Source organism: Pseudoalteromonas sp. T1lg122, from assembly GCF_002964825.1.
GTDB lineage: Bacteria > Pseudomonadota > Gammaproteobacteria > Enterobacterales > Alteromonadaceae > Pseudoalteromonas > Pseudoalteromonas gelatinilytica.
Window position 1 is genome coordinate 129,600 of the sequence record NZ_PQCG01000032.1, and the last position, 20,821, is coordinate 150,420.

The 20,821-nt window shown below is 41.6% G+C and carries 17 protein-coding genes and 1 pseudogene; 6 read left to right on the forward strand and 12 right to left on the reverse strand.

Translation table 11 applies throughout. From position 1 onward, the window contains the following. Positions 1 to 36: 36 nt before the first annotated feature. Positions 37 to 642, reverse strand: coding sequence for a peroxiredoxin C (locus C2M33_RS13205; RefSeq protein ID WP_063700129.1), 606 nt, complete (start codon positions 640 to 642; stop codon positions 37 to 39). A 281-nt stretch (positions 643 to 923) separates the two neighbouring features. Between C2M33_RS13205 and C2M33_RS13210 the strand changes: the two are divergent. After that, positions 924 to 1,804: pseudogene (locus C2M33_RS13210) on the forward strand (NAD-dependent epimerase/dehydratase family protein). A 55-nt stretch (positions 1,805 to 1,859) separates the two neighbouring features. On the opposite strand, the gene fadR reads toward C2M33_RS13210, so the two are convergent. Then, a complete protein-coding gene (fadR, locus tag C2M33_RS13215) occupies positions 1,860 to 2,573 on the reverse strand; it encodes a fatty acid metabolism transcriptional regulator FadR (RefSeq protein ID WP_054561887.1) in 714 nt (237 codons plus the stop codon). Between the two features lie 268 nt (positions 2,574 to 2,841). On the opposite strand from fadR, the gene nhaB reads away from it, so the two are divergent. Continuing rightward, on the forward strand, positions 2,842 to 4,422 hold the full coding sequence (gene nhaB, locus C2M33_RS13220; RefSeq protein WP_063700133.1) for a sodium/proton antiporter NhaB: 1,581 nt from the start codon (positions 2,842 to 2,844) through the stop codon (positions 4,420 to 4,422). Between the two features lie 74 nt (positions 4,423 to 4,496). Here nhaB and tyrA read toward each other — a convergent pair whose 3' ends face one another. The 6 genes from tyrA to ffh form a co-directional block, all read right to left on the reverse strand. Beyond that, a complete protein-coding gene (tyrA, locus tag C2M33_RS13225) occupies positions 4,497 to 5,630 on the reverse strand; it encodes a bifunctional chorismate mutase/prephenate dehydrogenase (RefSeq protein ID WP_105174634.1) in 1,134 nt (377 codons plus the stop codon). Positions 5,631 to 6,089: 459 nt separating this feature from the next. Next, positions 6,090 to 6,449, reverse strand: a complete 360-nt coding sequence (rplS, locus tag C2M33_RS13230; protein WP_063700138.1) for a 50S ribosomal protein L19 — start codon at positions 6,447 to 6,449, stop codon at positions 6,090 to 6,092. A gap of 33 nt (positions 6,450 to 6,482) precedes the next feature. Then, the gene (trmD, locus tag C2M33_RS13235; RefSeq protein ID WP_063700141.1) at positions 6,483 to 7,250 is read right to left on the reverse strand and encodes a tRNA (guanosine(37)-N1)-methyltransferase TrmD; all 768 of its coding nucleotides are present in this window, start codon (positions 7,248 to 7,250) and stop codon (positions 6,483 to 6,485) included. Beyond that, positions 7,250 to 7,783, reverse strand: a complete 534-nt coding sequence (gene rimM / locus C2M33_RS13240; protein ID WP_063700143.1) for a ribosome maturation factor RimM — start codon at positions 7,781 to 7,783, stop codon at positions 7,250 to 7,252. The genes trmD and rimM overlap by 1 nt, the downstream gene beginning before the upstream one ends. Positions 7,784 to 7,800: 17 nt before the next feature. Then, positions 7,801 to 8,049: a 30S ribosomal protein S16 gene (gene rpsP / locus C2M33_RS13245; RefSeq protein WP_063700145.1), complete on the reverse strand. Its 249-nt coding sequence runs from the start codon at positions 8,047 to 8,049 to the stop codon at positions 7,801 to 7,803. A 235-nt stretch (positions 8,050 to 8,284) separates the two neighbouring features. Then, positions 8,285 to 9,661 carry a signal recognition particle protein gene (gene ffh / locus C2M33_RS13250; protein ID WP_063700147.1) on the reverse strand — a complete coding sequence of 459 codons (1,377 nt, stop codon included), beginning with the start codon at positions 9,659 to 9,661 and terminating at the stop codon, positions 8,285 to 8,287. 243 nt (positions 9,662 to 9,904) lie between these two features. Here ffh and C2M33_RS13255 point away from each other — a divergent pair, with 243 nt between their 5' ends. The 3 genes from C2M33_RS13255 to C2M33_RS13265 all read left to right on the forward strand — a co-directional run bounded on the left by C2M33_RS13255 (position 9,905) and on the right by C2M33_RS13265 (position 13,054). Then, positions 9,905 to 10,708, forward strand: coding sequence for a cytochrome C assembly family protein (locus C2M33_RS13255; RefSeq protein ID WP_063700149.1), 804 nt, complete (start codon positions 9,905 to 9,907; stop codon positions 10,706 to 10,708). 61 nt (positions 10,709 to 10,769) lie between these two features. Beyond that, positions 10,770 to 12,038: an HlyC/CorC family transporter gene (locus C2M33_RS13260; RefSeq protein WP_138625242.1), complete on the forward strand. Its 1,269-nt coding sequence runs from the start codon at positions 10,770 to 10,772 to the stop codon at positions 12,036 to 12,038. A gap of 176 nt (positions 12,039 to 12,214) precedes the next feature. Beyond that, the gene (locus C2M33_RS13265; protein WP_063700152.1) at positions 12,215 to 13,054 is read left to right on the forward strand and encodes a mechanosensitive ion channel family protein; all 840 of its coding nucleotides are present in this window, start codon (positions 12,215 to 12,217) and stop codon (positions 13,052 to 13,054) included. 44 nt (positions 13,055 to 13,098) lie between these two features. On the opposite strand, the gene C2M33_RS13270 is transcribed toward C2M33_RS13265, so the two are convergent. Continuing rightward, the gene (locus C2M33_RS13270) at positions 13,099 to 13,707 is read right to left on the reverse strand and encodes a transglycosylase SLT domain-containing protein (RefSeq protein ID WP_063700155.1); all 609 of its coding nucleotides are present in this window, start codon (positions 13,705 to 13,707) and stop codon (positions 13,099 to 13,101) included. A 136-nt stretch (positions 13,708 to 13,843) separates the two neighbouring features. Then, the gene (gene gshA, locus C2M33_RS13275) at positions 13,844 to 15,418 is read right to left on the reverse strand and encodes a glutamate--cysteine ligase (protein ID WP_105174635.1); all 1,575 of its coding nucleotides are present in this window, start codon (positions 15,416 to 15,418) and stop codon (positions 13,844 to 13,846) included. Positions 15,419 to 15,810: 392 nt separating this feature from the next. Between gshA and C2M33_RS13285 the strand changes: the two genes are divergently transcribed. Continuing rightward, complete coding sequence (locus tag C2M33_RS13285) at positions 15,811 to 17,358, forward strand: methyl-accepting chemotaxis protein (RefSeq protein ID WP_105174636.1); 1,548 nt, start codon at positions 15,811 to 15,813, stop codon at positions 17,356 to 17,358. Between the two features lie 60 nt (positions 17,359 to 17,418). Here C2M33_RS13285 and clpB read toward each other — a convergent pair whose 3' ends face one another. Together clpB and pgeF are read right to left on the reverse strand one after the other, a co-directional pair. Then, positions 17,419 to 19,995 carry an ATP-dependent chaperone ClpB gene (gene clpB / locus C2M33_RS13290; RefSeq protein WP_063700164.1) on the reverse strand — a complete coding sequence of 859 codons (2,577 nt, stop codon included), beginning with the start codon at positions 19,993 to 19,995 and terminating at the stop codon, positions 17,419 to 17,421. A gap of 98 nt (positions 19,996 to 20,093) precedes the next feature. Beyond that, positions 20,094 to 20,816 carry a peptidoglycan editing factor PgeF gene (pgeF, locus tag C2M33_RS13295; protein WP_105174637.1) on the reverse strand — a complete coding sequence of 241 codons (723 nt, stop codon included), beginning with the start codon at positions 20,814 to 20,816 and terminating at the stop codon, positions 20,094 to 20,096. Positions 20,817 to 20,821 lie beyond the last annotated feature (5 nt).

Here is a 20,821-nt window from a genome sequence, read left to right on the forward strand (position 1 = left end):
TTGGCGGGTTTTTTAATTCTTTAACTTAGGCCTAAATTATAGGTCGCCTTCGTTTTCAGAAAGGAATTTAGCAACACCTGCAGGGCTTGCGTCCATACCTTTTTTACCTTCAGTCCAACCAGCTGGACATACTTCACCGTGCTCGCTGTGGAACGCTAGTGCGTCAACCATGCGAAGCATTTCGTCGATGTTACGGCCTAGAGGAAGGTCGTTAACTACTTGGTGACGTACGTTACCTTCTTCGTCGATTAGGAAAGAACCACGGAAAGCAACACCAGCTTCTGGGTGCTCAACGTCGTATGCTTGACAGATTTCGTGTTTAACGTCTGCAACTAGTGCATATTTAACTTGACCAATACCACCGTCAGCAACGGCAGTGTTACGCCATGCATTGTGTGAGAATTGTGAATCGATAGAAACACCGATTACTTCAACGCCACGCTTTTGGAACTCTTCAAAACGTTTGTCGAAAGCGATTAGCTCAGAAGGACATACGAAAGTGAAGTCTAACGGGTAAAAGAAGATAACTGCTTTTTTACCTTTGATAGTTTCTTTTAGGTTGAAGTTTTCAACGATTTCACCGTTACCAAGAACAGCTGCTGCAGTAAAGTCTGGTGCCTGACGGCCAACTAATACACCCATTTTTATCTCCAAATATTTGAGTTTATTTCCAATTGCCTATGCAATACTCACTTAGATATGGTTACTAAATAGCAAAAACCAAGAGTAAGCATTGATAATTTGCAAGATAGTTTAATGAGGTTACAGACAAATGAACAATCGAAAAAAGCGATATGCTCAATCGGAAAAATTGATTCGTAACCATATTGAGCGATTCCCAAAATAGAACAGTAGCCAATAGCTGCAAAATCAGCGGCTAAGATCTGATAAAATATGCATGACGCGAATCACTAGGTAGGAAAATAAAAGTCCTGCTCACAGGTTCAGCAGGTCATGTTGGACGTGCAATCTATATTAAGTTAATGACAAGTTATGATGTGGTTGGTTTAGATAAAACTCCCTGCTCCACTGCTGATTATGTGGGGGATATACGTGATCATGATTTAATTAAACAAGCGCTAGATGGCGTAGATGTGATAATACACACAGCTGCTTTACATGCCCCACATGTTGGCTTGCACTCTGATGATAATTTTTACACTATAAATGTGGACGCGACCGAACAACTTGCATTGTTAGGAATAGAAGCTGGTGTAAAACAGTTTATTTTTACCAGCACCACAGCGCTTTATGGTTCAGCATCCACACCATTAGGTAAAACTGGCTGGATAACCGAACAGGTTATACCAAAGCCAAAATCTATTTATCATAAAACTAAAATTGCCGCAGAAGCCAAACTTGAGGCGATTTCAATAAAGCACACATTGCCTATCACGGTTTTACAAATGTCTCGCTGCTTTCCTGAACCTGCTGATATATGGCGCTATTTCGCAATAGTAGAGGTATAGACGCGCGTGATGTTGCTCATGCACATTTATGTGCGATTGAGAAAAAACTCAATGGTTTTAATCGCTTCATCATTTCCGGCGTTACGCCCTATTCAAAAGAAGATTGCCAGCAAATATATAGGCAAGCAGATAAACTCATTGCAGAACGGATCCCTACTTTAGCAGGTGCTTTCAAGCAGCGAGGCTGGGCATTACCAACTAGTTTGGACCGAGTATACGATTCAACTAAAGCGCAGCAGCAACTAGGCTGGTACCCCAAACATGATTTTAACAGTGTTTTAGCGATGCTTGATGATGAAAGCGCTGAAGTGCTTCCGGTGCTTAAAAATAACTAAAACAAAAAACCCAGCTTTCGCTGGGTTCTTAAAATAATAGATCAATATTAGACACTTAGTCCATGATATCTTCCGGCATGTCACCACGGATCTGCTGCCAGATTTCACCTGTTTGATGACCGTATTTACGCATCATAGAAATCGCACCGTCATGTTCACGGCGCTCTGCCAATTCAGTTAAATCTTTATAAAACTGACGTGCTAATTCACGTGTACGTGAATCAGAGAAGTAATGGCAGCCAATTTTTGAATAGAAGCCTTTAAAGCCATTTAAGATAAGCACGTAAATGCGGTTATTACCTGCGACAGCCAATTCGTGATGAACTTTATAATCGTAATCAGCAAATGCTTGAGCACTGTCTTCAAGCTCTTCACTTTGCGATAAAATTTCAATAACGCGCTCTGGCGCTAGCTTGATTGCTGCACGAGTGTAAATCGCGCTGATATTCGTACGTGCCGAAAGTAATTGATCAGTTAGCTCTGGCATTTTGTCTTCATCTAGACGTGCTAGCGTTTCTAGAATATTAAGACCTGAAGTTTCCCAGAAGTTATTTACCCGAGTTGGTTTACCATGTTGGATTGTTAACCAACCGTCACGGGCTAGACGCTGAAGTACTTCACGTAACGTTGTACGTGTGACACCAATCAGTTCTGACAATTCACGTTCAGCAGGAAGAATTGAGCCAGGCGGAAAGTCACCATTCCAAATAGATTCAACAATGTATTCTTCAGCAAAACCTGCTGGGCTTTTCGCTTTAAAAATTCTCATTCAATTTCCACTTGAGTTAGCAACTACTTTTACCGCCTTTGGCGATCAACCCACTGATTGTACCAGATGATCAGCAACTAACAAGTAAACTAACTCTGGTGTGCATAAAAATCTAGAAGATCTAGGTAAATAAATGGCCTTTTGGCTTAAAAGCGCACCAAACAACAATACTTTAGATATACTAAAATATTAAACAGTATCTATTTACAGCTAGAAACATCTGCATTAATTTAGCATTAATAATAAAGCTCAACCTTGGGGTACATCAATGCAACAAAGCATTTTGACAGCAATATTTAAGAATTTTTTGGGTACAGCGCCACAATGGTATAAATACACCATTGTTGCTTTTTTACTGATTAACCCTATTTTATTTCAACTTAATCCCTATGTTGCTGGCTGGGTGCTAGTTTTAGAGTTTATATTCACATTAGCAATGGCACTGAAATGCTACCCTCTGCAACCAGGAGGATTGTTAGCAATAGAGGCGTTGTTTATTGGGATGACGACCGCCGGCCAAGTTGAACATGAAATAGTTCAAAATATCGATGTAATTCTGCTACTTATCTTTATGGTTGCAGGCATTTACTTCATGAAAGATTTACTCTTGTATATCTTTACAAAGCTTGTTGTCTCGGTGCGTAGTAAAACCGTGTTATCACTGTCGTTCACCATTTCAGCCGCATTTTTATCTGCTTTCTTAGATGCGTTAACTGTAATGGCTGTGGTCATTGCGGTCGCAATGGGTTTTTACAGCATTTATCATAAGGTGGCATCTGGTAAAGACTCAAACAGTGAGCATGATATTAATGATGACAACCAAGTGCGCCCAGTAAACCGTCAAGAACTTGAAGAGTTCCGTGCTTTTCTACGTAACTTATTAATGCATGCATCAATCGGTACAGCTTTAGGTGGTGTATGTACTATGGTGGGTGAGCCACAAAATTTAATCATTGCTGAGCGTGCTGGCTGGTTATTCGGCGAATTTTTCTTCCGTATGCTGCCAATCACATTGCCTGTGATGATTGCCGGTATTGCTACAACCTTTTTACTCGAAAAGACTAAAGCATTTGGTTATGGTGCAAAACTACCTGCACCAATTCACACGATTTTAGCTGATCACGCTAAAAAACTTGAGAAAAAACGCACTACACGCGATAAAGTGAACTTAGCTATTCAAGCTTTTATTGCTGTTTGGTTGATCATTGGTCTGGCCCTTCACTTGGCAACAGTTGGTTTAATTGGTTTATCTGTAATTATTTTTGCAACAGCCAGTGCCGGTATCATTGAAGAGCATCAGCTTGGTAAAGCATTTGAAGAAGCCTTGCCATTCACAGCCTTACTGTGCGTATTCTTCTCGATTGTTGCGGTGATTATCGACCAACATTTATTCACGCCTGTAATATCTTGGGTTCTGACCTTTGAGGGTCAGCTACAACTGGTGATGTTCTTTATAGCCAACGGTATTCTGTCGATGGTCAGCGATAACGTTTTCGTCGGCACTGTGTATATCAATGAAGTGGCTGCTGCATTACAGGCAGGTCAAATTACTCGTGATCAGTTTGATTTGTTAGCTGTAGCAATCAATACCGGTACCAACCTGCCAAGTGTTGCCACCCCAAATGGACAAGCTGCGTTCTTATTCTTGCTTACATCGACGTTAGCCCCTGTGTTAAGGCTATCTTATGGCCGCATGGTTTACATGGCGCTACCTTATACCATCGTGTTGACGATTGTCGGTTTAAGTATGACTTTATTCAGCCTTTCAGACATGACGGACTTGCTGTATCAATGGGGCTTAATTAACCACCACACAGGTGCGTTACCCGGCTCAGTAAGTGGTCACTAGATTGGTGAGACTCAAGAGAATTTGAAATAATAAAAAGCCCGCTTAGTTGCGGGCTTTTTATCGATTAGCACAATTTAATCGAGTACCTTTGCGTCATTTGCTTTGTTGAGTAAGCTGCGGCTTTGCGTTAAGAAATGTGCTGTCGCATCTGAGAAGTATTCTTTCGCATCAGCAAAGGCTGCAATCAATGATGCTTTATCCCCTGCTTTAAGCTTTTCGAGCGTTTCAGCAAAGGTTTCTTGGTAATTAGCCAGTAGTGACTCTACATCATCGAATTGTGCCAGCATAATGTCAGAGTAAAGCTCAGGTGACTGGGCAAATAAGCGCCCTACCATCATTAACTCGAGCTGATATATAGGTGATGAACAGCTACGAAGCTCTGCGAGTGTATGACTTTGCTTTGCAAGAAACTGCCCGTATACAAAAGTCGTTAAGTGGCGCATTACCTGAATGATCTGCATTGCTTCATCATGTTTTTTAGCATCCATTTCAACAACTTGACAGCCCCACACCTGTAATTGTGCCAATAAACCTTGCGCTACTTCATGATTGCGTCCCTCACAGACAACGACCGTTTGCTTAACCCAATGCGAAATATCTGGACCAAACATGGGGTGTAATCCCACGACAGGACCGTTATGAGCTGCCATAAGTGCTTTTAAAGGCTTTTGTTTAACCGAGGTAATATCAACTAACAAACAATCATCATCAAGCGTCGGTAATGCGGCAACAACTTGCTCAAGCGCATTAATTGGCACACTAACAAGAACTAATTTAGCCCCTTTTAATATCGCTTCACTTTGTGCTTGTTGTGCTTTATCTAAAATACGAACTTCATAACCAGAACGCTTAAACTGCTGAGCAAATAACTGGCCCATTGCCCCTTCACCACCAACAATCACTATCGGCGATAACTGAGGTGCAGCACAAGCAAGGCTACCTTGCTGATTTTGATATGCTTCACGCATCATACGGCGAAGTATATCTTCCACTAACTCAGGATTAACCCCTTGAGCGACAGCTTCTTGTCGACGAGCAGCAAGTAAATCTGCCTCACGATCAGGTGCATGTAATGGTGCGCCAATTTGTTGTTTAATTGCCCCAATTTTTTCTGTTATACCATTACGTTTAGCCAGTAATGCCACCAATTGCGCATCACATTCATCTATTCCAGCTCTTAAATCAGCTAGATCATTCACTGTTACCACGTTATTACACCTCAAACCCTAAAAACGTAAATTTATATATACGAAAAAGTAAAGCTTTCAATACGAATTATAGTAACAGGATAAAGACTGAAGTACAAAGGGCTAGCAAGATACAACACTAATGTACCGGCTGCTAATCAATAACAAAATGATTTATACCAATTCGCTTAATAAAGTGGTCTATTTTGAGGCAATAAAACCTCGTTGATAACAAGGCAAAAATTTCGTTATTTAGTTGTTCTAAATCAGAAATTTTTAACGCAGGTAGCGACAGGTTTAATCCCTCAAAATGATTAAGTATTATTGCGGATTGGTATTATATAGAATGCTGCAAAAGACGAAGTGTTTACAGAGATGCTATAGAGAAGGGAGTGATGAGAAATTTTCGCTTTAAAAACCAAAACGGGTTGCAACCAGAGGCTGCAACCCGTTTTATTTTGCGTAGTAAAAACGCGCGTATTAGTTAAGTTTCTCTTTAATACGTGCAGATTTACCAGAACGCTCACGTAGATAGTAAAGTTTCGCACGGCGAACAGCACCGCGACGTTTAACTGAGATACTATCGATAAGAGGGCTGTGCGTTTGGAATACACGCTCAACACCTTCACCGCTCGAAATTTTACGAACTGTGAATGCTGAGTGAAGACCACGATTACGCTTAGCGATTACAACACCTTCAAAGGCCTGTAGACGCTCTTTCTCGCCTTCTTTAACACGTACCTGTACAACTACTGTATCACCAGCGCCGAATGCTGGTACGTCTGATTTAAGCTGCTCTTCTTCAAGCGCTTTAATAATGTTTTGGTTTACTTTTGCCATTATATTTCTCACTTTCCTAGGTGTAACTGTCTTCTAGCCACAAGCTTGTTGGTACTCTTGCTTGAATTCTGCAAGTAGTGCCGCTTGCTCCTCAGTCAGAGCTAGGTTATGCAACAAGTCAGGACGACGAAGCCAAGTTCGACCAAGTGATTGCTTTAAGCGCCACTTAGCGATTTCTTGGTGGTTTCCACTGAGTAATACAGCAGGCACCTGTTTATCATCCAATGTCTCTGGCCGTGTATAGTGTGGACAATCAAGCAATCCATCCGAAAATGAATCTTGCTCTGCTGACTGATTGTGACCTAACACACCTGGAACTAATCGTGCTACTGCATCAATTAGCGTCATAGCGGGTAATTCACCACCACTCAGAATAAAATCTCCAATTGACCATTCTTCGTCAACGTATGATTCTATGATTCTCTCATCTATACCTTCATAGCGACCGGCAATTAGAATCAACTTTTCTGATTGTGCAAGCTCAGTTGCACCTTGCTGATCTAATTTGCGCCCTTGCGGGGACATATAAATTACTTTAGCGCCATCACCTGCCGCCTTTTTAGCGTCAAGGATAGCTTGTTTCAATGGTTCAACCATCATTAACATGCCAGGACCGCCCCCGTAAGGACGATCGTCCACAGTTCTATGCTTATCAGTCGCATAGTCACGTGGATTCCAGCAGTTAAAGTCGATTAGACCATTTTTAACTGCGCGACCTGTAACACCTTGGGTGGTAATCGCATCAAACATGTCCGGGAAAAGGCTAATAACCCCAACCCATAATGAACTCGTTTGTGACATTAAAACCCTGGGTCCCAGTCTACGGTAATTTCTCTCGCATCATGCTTAACTTCTTTGATAACAGAATCTGTTAAGAAAGGAATTAAACGTTCTGCTTGGCCAAATGCATCTTTTTTGTTTGCTTTCACAACCAAAACATCATTTGACCCTGTCTCCATTAGGTCATCAACAATACCTAAGTCATAACCTTTATCGGTTACAACAGACATGCCGATGAGATCTCGCCAATAGAACTCACCTTGCGGTAATTCTGGTAGCTGCGCTGCATCTACTGAGATTTCTACATTGGTCAAAGCCATTGCTTCGTCTCGGTCGTTTACTTGCGCAACTTTAGCGATAAAGCCTTTGTTGTGGCGACGCCAGTCGACCACTTCTAAGGTCTGCCATTTACCTTGTTGCCCTATCAACCATGGGCTGAAATCGAAGATCCCTTCGGGATCATCAGTAAATGAATGCACCTTAAGCCAGCCCTTTATACCATATGGGGCACCGAGCTTTCCTACTGTAATAATCGAGGTGTTCTCTTGACTCATGGTTACACTTACGCCTATTAAGCCGCTTTACGAGCGTCTTTAACTAACTTAGCTACGCGATCTGTAAGAGATGCGCCTTGACCTACCCAGTGATCAACACGAGATAAATCTAAACGTACTTTTTCTTCCTGACCTGCAGCGATAGGGTTAAAGAAACCTACTTTCTCGATGAAGCGACCGTCACGCGAGAAACGGCTATCCGCAACCACAATTTGATAGAAAGGGCGTTTTTTAGCGCCACCACGTTGCAAACGAATAGTTACCATACCGTCCTCTACATAGATTGACTGTTTTCATTAATAAGATTTACTCCCCAATATGGGAAGCCGGGGAATTGTACGAGTTTTTTGTAATATTGCAAGTAAGAACTGCGGCAAAATGTAAGTTAAGTTGATTAAACACTGATCTGAGCGTTAGATATTACATCAGCGTAACAATTATGCATAATTTATCCATTAAAAAAGGAGCGACTCGCTCCTTTTTTAATGAAAGCATGAATGCTTAGAACTTAGGACCGCCGCCTAGCATTCCCGGCGGAAGCATTCCTTTCATGCCGCGCATCATTTTCATCATGCCGCCTTTACCTTTCATCTTCTTCATCATCTTCTGCATTTGCGTAAACTGTTTAAGCAGTTTATTGATTTCTTGCACCTGTGTACCAGAACCTGCAGCAATACGTTTTTTACGAGAACCTTTGATGATTTCAGGGCGAGCACGCTCTTTTGGTGTCATAGAGCTAATGATTGCTTCCATTTGTACAAAAGTTTTATCACTCATTTGGCCTTTAACAGCATCAGGAAGGTTTTGCATGCCCGGTAACTTATCAAGCATCGACATCATACCGCCCATGTTTTTCATCTGACGAAGTTGCTCAGCAAAATCTTCTAATGTAAAACCATCACCTTTAAATACTTTCTCTGCAACTTTAGCCGCTTTCTCTTTATCGACTTTCATTTCGACTTCTTCGATTAATGAAAGTACGTCACCCATGCCTAGGATCCGCGAAGCGATACGGTCTGGATGGAATGGTTCAAGTGCATCAGTGCGCTCACCCACACCCATAAATTTAATTGGCTTACCAGTAATGTGACGAATTGATAATGCAGCACCACCACGGGCGTCACCATCAGTCTTGGTTAAGATCACACCACTTAGCGGCAGCGCTTCGTCAAATGCTTTTGCGGTGTTTGCAGCATCTTGACCTGTCATCGCATCAACGACGAATAAAGTTTCGATTGGATTAATTGCACTATGTAGTGCTTTAATTTCATCCATCATGTCGCTATCAACGTGTAGACGACCTGCGGTATCGACTAGCACCACATCAATAAATTTCTTCTTCGCATGTGAAATAGCATTCGTCGCAATATCGACTGGCTTTTGTGAGATGTCACTTGGGAAGAACTCAACACCCACTTCACTCGCAAGTGTTTCTAGCTGTTTAATTGCCGCAGGACGGTAAACGTCGGCACTCACAACTAATACAGATTTCTTTTTACGCTCTTTTAAGAATTTAGCTAATTTACCAACACTGGTGGTTTTACCCGCACCTTGTAAACCCGCCATCATCACTACCGCTGGCGGCTGTGCATTAAGGCTCAGTTCTTCATTTGCTTCACCCATGGCCTTTTCAAGTTCTTCACGAACAATCTTAATAAAGACTTGACCTGGGCTTAAGCTTTTCGTTACTTCAACACCAACTGCGCGCTCTTTAACTTGCTTAACAAACTCACGAACAACAGGTAAGGCAACGTCCGCTTCCAAAAATGCCATGCGGACTTCGCGTAATGTATCTTTTATATTGTCTTCAGTTAGGCGTCCGCGGCCACTGATATTTTTTAAGGTTTTACCTAAGCGTTCTTGGAGATTCTCAAACATGTAAAGGTTCCGATAAAACGTGTTTCACCTGCAATGTACATAAAACAGACAAGTTTGACGACCATACAGGCAATATTAAAATTTAATTCCTAGCAGTATACCGTAAATGGTGGTCGACAATACAGTGTTCAAGTGCGCTGTTTGAGTTTCTTTTTACAAACTCTATGCTTTTTCCTTGCTATAAAATACAATGGCATCAAAGAGACAAGGATTTATCGATATAAATTAAGTGGCCAAAACACGATGATTATTAGTTTAACTATTATTGCTAGTTTGTTTTATGTGTTAGCAACGTCGCATGTGCTTTCACGTCTTTTCCACAAACAAGGTCCAAGCCAAAAACTCACGGTGATACTCAGCACCGTGGCTATCCTTGCTCATATGTTATTGCTGGTTAATTCTGTATTTCGTGCTGACGGACAAGATTTGAGTATCGTCAACGTTGCACTATTAACCTGTTGGGTCATTGTGGTCTCCGTGACGGCAGTATCCCTTAAATTCCCTGCTACATTATTATTGCCCGTAGTTTATGGCTTTGCAGCCATACTAACTTTAGCCAGTTTATTTATACCGCATCATGTGATTTTACATTCAATCGATGTCGAACTTGGCTTAGTCACTCATATTTCGTTATCGCTGTTGGCCTATTGTGTATTGATCATATCAACACTCTACGCCGTGCAGTTCTACTTTATTGATAAGCGTTTAAAACGCAAAGACTTGGCAATTGTACACAGCCACTTACCTCCTTTAATGGTGGTTGAGCGTCAGCTTTATCAATTACTCACACTCGGCACTATCTTGCTCACTTTTGCACTTCTTTCTGGATTTATCTTTTTAGAAGGTATGTTTGCGAGTGAATTTATTCATAAGACTGTTTTATCGTTAATTGCATGGCTGATTTTCACGGTTGTTACTGTGGGACATTTGCGTCAAGGCTGGCGTGGTAAGCCTGTGGTGTTTTCGATCATGATAGCCGCTTTTATCTTATCACTTGCTTATTTTGGCAGCCGTTTCATCCAAGAAGTGATTCTAAATAAGTTTTAACTTGACTCAGCAAGCTGTCTCTAGCTTAATATGCACTGATTTATAAAAAAAGGATCCATCGTTGGACGACATATCGACTAGTTCCCTGTTTATTATACTGGGATTATTGATACTTATTTCTGCTTATTTTTCTGGTTCTGAAACTGGAATTATGTCAATTAACCGTATTCGCTTGCGCCATCTTGCTAAAGAAGATCATCGTGCCGCGAAACGTGTCAGCAAACTTTTAAGTCGCCCTGACAGACTCATTGGTCTGATCTTGATTGGTAACAACTTAGTTAATATCGCTGCAGCACAGGTTGCGACGATTATTGGTATTCGCCTATATGGTGATCTCGGTATTGCCATTGCAACCGGCGCACTTACCTTAGTGGTTTTAATCTTTGCCGAAGTAACGCCAAAGACACTGGCAGCGCTTTATCCAGAAAAGGTCGCTTTCCCAAGCTCAATTGTATTAAAAGGCCTTTTGAAAATTCTTTTCCCATTTGTGCTTGTCGTAAACTGGATGACCAACGGCATGTTACGCTTGTTTGGTATCACAACAGCACAAATTGAAGAGCACAGCTTAAGTAAAGAAGAATTAAAAACAGTGGTCAATGAATCAGGTGCACTATTACCTGCTCGCCACCAAAGCATGCTGACTTCAATTTTAGATTTAGAACAAGTCACCGTTGAAGATATCATGATCCCGCGTAACGAAATTGTTGCTATTGATATCAATGATGATTGGAAACTTATTAGCCGTCAGCTTACGCATGCACAGCATACTCGCGTACTATTGTATCGTGACCAAATAGATGATGCTGTTGGCTTTATTCACTCACGTGATGCATTACGCCTATTAACGAAAGAGCAGTTCGATAAACCATCACTACTGCGTGCTGTTCGTGAAATTTACTTCATTCCTGAAGGTACATCATTAAACACGCAATTACTTAAGTTCCAGCAATCGAAAGAACGCATTGGCTTAGTGGTTGATGAATATGGTGATATTCAAGGTCTAGTAACGCTTGAAGATATCCTTGAAGAAGTTGTAGGTGACTTTACGACAACACAATCACGCACACCAAGTGAAGAAGTGACAGAGCAAGATGATGGTTCAGTGCTTGTCGATGGGGGTGCAAACATTCGCGATCTAAACAAAGAAATGGGTTGGGAATTACCGATCGATGGTCCAAAAACCCTCAGTGGCTTAATCGTTGAGTACTTGGAAGATATTCCAGATACCAACTTAAGTTTACGAATTGCGGGTTACCCAATCGAAGTGTTAGAAATAAAAGAAAATATGGTGAAACTGGTTAAAGTTATTCCAAGTAAACGTACAGAATAACCGTTAACAGTTCCGACATTAAATTAGAAAAAAGGAGTAGCTAGTTACTCCTTTTTTGTTACTGACAAATCGAAAATATCTGAAAATTCGTATTTCTCCACGCAAGCCACACACAACAGCCTTATTCGTCTACTATTATTTCTTTTGCATATACATTGATATAACAAGGAATGAAAATGGACGAAATATCAATCGAAAAAATCTATAACCAAGCTATCGAATTGCTGATGCTTTACGGGCCAAAGTTTATCCTCGCAATCCTAGTTTTAATTATAGGTTGGTGGTTAATTGGTAGAATTGCCAATATGGCAGAAAAATCAATGAATAAGGTCAAGTTCGAAGTTGGCCTTACGCACTTTTTAGTCTCCTTTATCTCAGTCATTCTAAAAGTACTGTTACTGATATCTGTCGCGTCGATGATTGGTATAGAAACAACCTCGTTTATAGCTATGCTGGGTGCAGCAGGCCTAGCAGTGGGCATGGCTCTTCAAGGCAGCTTAGCTAACTTTGCAGGTGGCGTGCTTATCTTGTTCTTTAAGCCTTTTAAAGTCGGCGATGTTATCGAAGCACAAGGCTACATGGGTAAAGTGGTTGAGATACAAATTTTTGTCACTGTTTTACTCACCTACGACAACGAAAAAATTATTATCCCAAATGGCACGCTATCAAATGGCTGCGTTAAAAATAAGTTTGCAGAGCCAACTCACCGCGTTGCTATCGAATTTGGTATCAGTTACGGCGATGATGTGCATAAAGCCCGTGACGTGCTAATGAGCGTGCTTGATGATTATGATTTGGTATTAAAAGACATTGAAGATAAAAAACCGACAGTCCATGTTAGTCAACATGGTGAAAGCCATATTGGTATGTTGGTATGGGCGTGGGTTGAGTCAGATAACTACTGGCCGGTGTATTTTGGCTTATACGAACGCGTTAAAATTGCCTTTGACGCCGCTGATATCACGATTCCATTCCCGCAAAGGGATGTCCATATTCACCAGTTTCCTGGTAAATAGCTAGTAAAAAGCCCGCTAATTGAAGCGGGCTTTCTATTTAGTCATTAACTAAATAAACGTTGGAACCAGTTTTTATCTAAATCGGCTTCACACTTTTTAAGTTGTGCACCATAACGACTAGCTCGATGCTTTACTTTATTTGCCACATTCATCAGCCATTTTTTGCTTTTATAGGTGCCCCGTTTATAGCCACCCCACCCTTCATGGTAGTTTAGGTACTGAGCGTAGGCATCCCATTTAGATACCCCATTTACTTTATGTGTTTTGTAAACAAACCACGCCATAAAGTCGATAGCATCGTCAAAATCGTCCCTATCTGCACCACTGTTACCAGTTTCACGGATGTAATCTGACCACGTTGGTGTTTTTGCTTGTGAATAACCATAGGCAGAGCTTGCACGACCGATTGGGATAACCCATAAGAAATATTCCATTGGCGGCGCTGCATCATGACGAAATGAGCTTTCTTGATACATCATGCTCATAAGCACATGTTTAGGTGAGCCCCACTTTTCTTGTGCATCACGTGCATCGTAATACCAATCAGGCTTTTCTTCAAAAATCTTACATATATCATGAGGTTGCTCTGGCGGAGCGGTTGCACAACCAGCCAGTGATGCGGCCAGCGATAAAATAATTATACTTTTTTTCATTTTTTTATGGATCTCGCTGAACTTTTTCTTATCAGGTCAGTCTGAACTTATGAATGCAGCAGTATAGCATTGTTTCATCCCTGAAGAATCTTTGACGCAGCCTCCTTAGGCTGCGTTTTTTTATGCCTTCACCTTACTAAGCTTTAGCAAAATAGTCATCTAAAAATGCAGTAAAAGACACACTGTCAGCCGCTTTCACTTCACGTTCTTTAAGTACAGAGTCAGATGCCTGTTTGGTTAAAAAAGCATGATCATAAAATTGATATTCAGCATCAAGATGATTTTGTTTATATTGCTCTGCAAGTGCTAACGCGAAATGCCCATTATCTTGATTTTTACTTGCCAGTGCTCCGACATATCTGCCAGAGAAGGTTTTACTAGGGCTTTTCACCCAGGTTGCAAGCTCAGCAATGGTTTCGCTGTAATAACTCACGCCGTATGCACTATCCATGTAACGGGCAACGGCTGTTAAATCATTAAAAATTGCCCCAGCCCAGTCCGTCAAACGAACCTTGTTGCCTTGTTTGTTGAGGGTTAACTCTGGATTTCGACCTTCATTAACAACGGCATCAAGGTTAGTTGTGCTTAACTGTTGTTCTTGCCAATCCATTTCTGGAGAGTCGTTCAATAAGCAATATGTTAAGAATACATCCAAGAAGCGAATTTGCTGTAAATCGATACCGGTTTCACTGAATGGGTTTACATCAAGCGCACGAACTTCAATGTACTCTATACCGCCACGCAGTAATGCATCTGTCGGGGTTTCGCCCGATGCAGCATTTCGTTTAGGACGAATAGGAGAATAAAATTCGTTTTCGATTTGCAGAATATTTTTGTTTAACTGTTTTGGCTCTGCGCTCGTGTAATCGTCAATATGGCTGTAGATATCAGATGAGGTATGAATCGCTTCTTTTAAACCTGCTACGTATTCTTCTAATGAATTATACATAACACGTAAAGACGATTGTGCGCTGTTGGTATAGCCTAAATTACCAAGACGAAGTGCAGTCCCTACTTCTAAATAAAGCGTGCCTTTACCTAGCTTTTTAAAAGGTAAGTCAGTTTCACGGCCTTGCAAGAAAGAGTTACACAATGCTGGCGATGCACCAAACAAAAAGCTGATCAACCAAAGTTCACGCTTAAAGTTGCGGATAAGGCCCAAATAGCCACTTGAAATAGAATCAGCGAGTGTTCCTTCACTGCCATTTAAGCTATACAGGCTTTGCCATAAGCTCTCAGGAAATGACATATTAAAATGCACACCGGCAATCGCTTGCATCATGCTGCCATAGCGATTTTTCAAACCTTCACGGTAAAGTGTTTTCATGCGGCCGATATTTGAATCACCAAATTGCGCCAATACAATATCATCTTGATGTTCAATAAAGCACGGCATACTGATAGGCCATAGCAGCTCATCGCCCATATGAGAAAGCGTGAACTTTTGCAGATCTTTAAGCTGAGCGAGGGTTTGCTCTGCTGAGGTACTAACCGGTGTAATAAATTCTAAAAGCGATTCAGAAAAATCGGTGGTGACGTGATCATTTGTTAAAGCACTACCCACGCCTTGTGGATGGCCTTGTTGTGAAATAACACCACTTGGTTTGATCCTTAAAGCTTCTCGCTCGATACCACGTTTAATCCCATTAATTGCGTTAGGAAATTGTGCCGTTAACGCTTCTAGCGTTTTATTTAAATCATGTTTTATCAAAAATGCTTCCTCGAGCCGCGTGGCTGTAATCCTAAGTGTATGGGGGCAAAAAATAATTACTCAAGAGCGAAAAATCAGTTTCATTCAGTACCTATACACTTGAAGCTCAATCTTGCCATTGTGGATGCTATTATACAATTGCTTTGGTGGCACTTCATTGATGCTAAAATCATGAAAAATACAATTTAAGCTTATTTCTTGAGGATATTAGACCTTTTAACTAATACAAAAGACTGAGGCTAAACATAATAATTCAGGCAAGATATTGTTTTAGATCAAAGGGAAGATGAAATTATTAAAAGTTTCACCGTTAACCATATGTTCCCCCTTCCCTTACATTTTTCTGAGACTATAATCCGCACACCATAAAAAAGTATATTTCGAGGACTCATATGCGTCGTGGGCAAGAAATCATCAATCAAGAAGTGACATACTCCGAAAAACAGGAGTTGGTCTCTACCACAGATTTACGCGGTGTAATCACATACGTAAATAAGGAATTTTGTACTATTGCGGGTTATACCGAAGAAGAGTTACTCGGAAAAAATCATAATATTGTACGCCATCCAGATATGCCTAAAGCGGCATTTAAAGAGATGTGGGATAAATTAAAGCAGGGTCACTCATGGCGTGGCATGGTAAAAAATCTCTGTAAAGATGGTCGCTACTATTGGGTCGATGCGTTCGTTACGCCTATTTATGAACATGGCCAATTAGTTGGCTATCAATCAGTACGTACCAAACCATCTGAGCAATTAAAAACCCGTGCGATGGCACTGTACACTAAAATTAATGATGGAAAATCTATCTCATCATTTCGTGAGAATATTTCGCTCAGACAATTATTGTCTGCGATTTTATTGGTTGCTGGCGTGGTTGGATTAGCGCTAACTACCTCGTGGATGGTTACCTTAGCTAGCTGCGCCCTTGTCGTCCTGCTTTTTGCTTTAAATTATGACGAACTTGTTGTTACGCCAAGCCATTTAAAGCAGCAACGTGCAGAGTTTGATTCTGTCTCACGTTACGTCTATTGCGGTTCACACCCTTTTAGTATTGCTGCCTACAATCAGCAAATGCTGTTTGCTAAGCTTAGAACTGTCTTAGGTCGTGTGAAAGACTCTACGTACTCGTTTAAAGATATCGCCACTAACTTAGACAAGCAATCGTCATTGACCGAACAAGGTATTGCGGCACAAGGACAACGCTTGAGTGACATTGCTACGGCAATGACACAAATGAGTGCAACTATTGGTGAGATTTCTGCAAATACACATCACACTGCTGATAAGGTTAAAACGACTTACCAAAGCTGTAACGATATCAAACTGCATATTGAAGATAACAGCAGTATGGTGTCTGATCTGGCTAACCAAGTTGAACAAGCAGCAAGCACCGCGAATTCTCTTGCTAGCGAAGCGGACAAAATTGGCCAAGTAATGAGTGAGATTGAAGGCATTGCCGAACAAACAAACTTATTAGCACTGAATGCCGCCATTGAAGCAGCACGTGCAGGTGAACATGGTAGAGGTTTTGCGGTTGTAGCAGATGAAGTCCGTGCACTTTCTTCACGCACTCAAAATGCGACAGCGCAAATTCATAGCTCGATTAAAGAGATTCAAGATACATTATTTAGCTGGTCTAAAGTGATGCAATCAACAAAAGAGCAAGCAGACTCGTGTGTTGATACCACCGCCCATACACAAACTGAGCTTGCGAGCATTTTTGCACAGATCAATGAAATATCAGGCCTTGCCACTGAGATCTCAACAGCTGCTGAGGAACAACAAGTTGTCAGCGCCGATATTCGTGAAAATGTTGAAAGTATTAGAGGTCATAGCGAAGAAAACTTAAAGCATAGTTACAACGTGGCGAAAGATGCAGCGGGGCTTGTTGAACGCTCACGCAAAGTAAACGATATGCTATTAACCTTTAAAGTTTAAAGCTGATTAATACAAAAAAGCCGCATCATTATCGATGCGGCTTTTTGTTTTTAATACTAATTATCGACTAGAGAAAACGAGACCATTCTCGTCAGCATCAATATGGATGATAGCACCCGGTTGATAATCCCCACCAAGTAAGCGCTGTGCTAATGGGTTTTCAATGGTATGTTGAATAGCACGTTTTAAAGGCCTTGCCCCATAGACTGGATCAAAACCACTTTCAGCGATGCGATTTAACGCTGCATCCGTTACTTCAAGAATGTAGCCTTTTTCCGTTAATCGCTCACGTAACTTACTTAACTGAATATCAGCAATTTCTTTAATGTGCTCGTTAGCAAGCGGATGGAATACCACGGTTTCGTCGATGCGGTTAATAAACTCAGGGCGGAACTGGCTCACCAATACACCCATCACTTTTTCTTTTAACCCAGCATAATCATTTGAACCCGCTTGCTCTTGGATAATATCTGAACCCAAGTTAGAGGTCATAATGATCACCGTATTTTTAAAATCAACGGTACGCCCCTGCCCATCCGTTAAACGGCCATCATCAAGAACTTGCAGTAAGATGTTAAATACATCAGGATGCGCTTTTTCGACTTCATCCAATAAAATGACTGAATATGGACGACGGCGTACAGCTTCAGTTAAATAGCCACCTTCTTCATAGCCAACATAACCCGGAGGCGCACCCACTAAACGTGCCACAGAGTGTTTCTCCATAAACTCCGACATATCAATGCGAACCATGGCATCTTCGGTGTCAAACATAAAGCTGGCTAGTGCTTTAGTCAGTTCAGTTTTACCCACCCCTGTCGGGCCTAAAAATAAGAATGAACCGATTGGACGATTAGGATCAGCAAGTCCTGCGCGAGAGCGACGTATTGCATTCGCAACAGCCACAACGGCTTCATCTTGACCAATCACTTTGTGGTGTAATTGATCTTCCATTTGCAGTAACTTTTCACGCTCACCTTGCAGCATTTTCGATACCGGGATACCTGTCCAGCGCGATAGAATTTCCGCTATTTCGTCTTCACCTACTTGGTTTTTAAGCAAACTCATTTCTTGCATTTCAGCCTGTGAAGCAAGGTCAAGTTTGCGCTCAAGTTCAGGGATACGACCATATTGCAGCTCAGACATACGTTGTAAGTCGCTGGCACGACGTGCCACCTCCAAGTCAAGACGCGCCTGCTCAAGCTCAGCTTTAATTACTTGCGTGCCTTGCAATGAGGCCTTCTCGGCATTCCACACTTCGTCTAGCTCGCGGTATTGCGCTTCAAGTTCAGTGATCAGTTCTTGCATTTCGGTGCGGCGCTTTTGACTCGCTTCGTCTTTTTCTTTTGCCAATGCATTGTCTTCCAGTTTTAACTGAATAATACGACGCTCAAGCTTGTCTAAAGACTCTGGTTTTGAGTCAATTTGCAAACGAATCGAAGAACCCGCTTCGTCAATTAAATCAATTGCCTTATCTGGTAATTGGCGATCGCTAATGTAACGGTGTGACAGCTGCGCCGCAGCAACAATGGCCGGATCGGTAATATCAACTGAATGATGTAGCTCGTAACGCTCTTTTAGGCCACGTAAAATCGCAATAGTGTCTTCAACCGATGGCTCATCAACAAACACCTTTTGGAAGCGACGCTCAAGTGCCGCATCTTTTTCAATGTATTGACGATACTCATCAAGTGTTGTGGCACCCACGCAATGTAACTCACCACGGGCAAGTGCAGGCTTTAACATATTACCCGCATCCATTGCGCCATCTGTTTTACCAGCGCCTACCATGGTATGGATTTCATCAATAAAGAGGATGACTTGGCCTTCTTCTTTGGCTAGTTCATTCAAAACTGATTTTAAACGCTCTTCAAATTCACCACGGTATTTAGCACCGGCAACCAACGCACCTAAATCGAGCGATAATACTCGCTTGTTTTTTAAGCCCTCAGGTACTTCACCATTGATAATTCGCTGCGCAAGGCCCTCAGCAATCGCTGTTTTACCTACGCCCGGCTCCCCAATTAATACCGGATTATTTTTAGTACGGCGTTGTAATACTTGGATCGTACGACGAATTTCGTCATCACGACCAATAACAGGGTCAAGCTTACCTTGCTCTGCTCGTTCAGTTAAATCGATGGTGAATTTTTTTAATGCCTGACGGGTTTCTTCAGCATTTGGGTCGTCAACCTTCTGACCACCACGAATAGCCTCAATAGCCGCTTCAATTTTGCTAGAAGTAATATTCAGCGCTTTAAAAATATCGCCTAATGGACCTTTATCGTCACACGCTGCAAGGACAAATAACTCACTCGAAATGAATTTATCTTTTCGCTTTTGAGCATACTTATCACACAAGTTAATTAACGAAATCAGGTTATTTGACAGCTGAACATCACCACCAATACCTTCAACTTTAAACAGTTTTTCGATTTCTTGGGATAACTTGGTGTTTAACTCATCAGCACTCACACCTGCTTGTGCAAGTAGTGCACGCACACTTGAACCATTTTGCTGAAGCAATGAATACATTAAATGCACAGGCTCAATAAATTGATGATCGCGCCCAAGTGCTAATGACTGCGCATCTGAAAGCGCAGATTGAAATTTACTTGTAAATCTATCTAAACGCATAAGGGTTTACCTATTAAAAAATCTAATTGCTTAATTAATGGGTATGCTTAGTGATTTGTTCAAGTAAAAGAAGAAAATTTAATCGCAAAAAAGGCGTATTAATTGCGCCAGATCAAGCTTGCCATACGGCCTGTTTGTCCATCGCGTCGATAAGAGAAAAACTGTGATTTATCAGTGACGGTACAGTGCTCACCACCGTGTATTTTGACCACGCCTAATTGTGCCAATTGCTGGCGTGCTAGTAAGTAGATATCAGCCAAGTATTTTTCATGTTTAGCTGTAAAGGCTTGTTGATGCAGTGGGTTTTGCGAACAAAAACAGTCTTTTACTTCTTGCCCGACTTCAAATTGCGAAGGACCAATGGCAGGGCCTAACCAAGCAATAATATCGCTCGCTGGCGCTTGAAAATGCGAAACCGTGTTTGCTACTATACCTTGTGCTAAACCACGCCAGCCACCATGTACTGCGGCGACTTCATCGCCTACACTCGAACAAAGTAGTACCGGCAAACAGTCTGCAGTCATTATAGCAAGCGGCTGCTTTACTAAACGGGTGTAGAGCGCATCAGCAGAGCGCACGAGGCTTAAATCAGACTCTTCATCAATCACGACCACATCGCTGCTATGTGTTTGGTTTAACCACACAGCAGGGTTTGGCATTTGATTTGTAAGTAACGCGCGATTTGCAAGCACGGCTTGCTCATCATCACCAACATGTAAACCCACATTAAAACTATCAAAGGGTGCAACTGATACACCGCCCTCTCGGGTCGTACTCAGTGCACTAACAGTGTTTGGGGCAGTCCATGCTGGTGTGATCATAACGC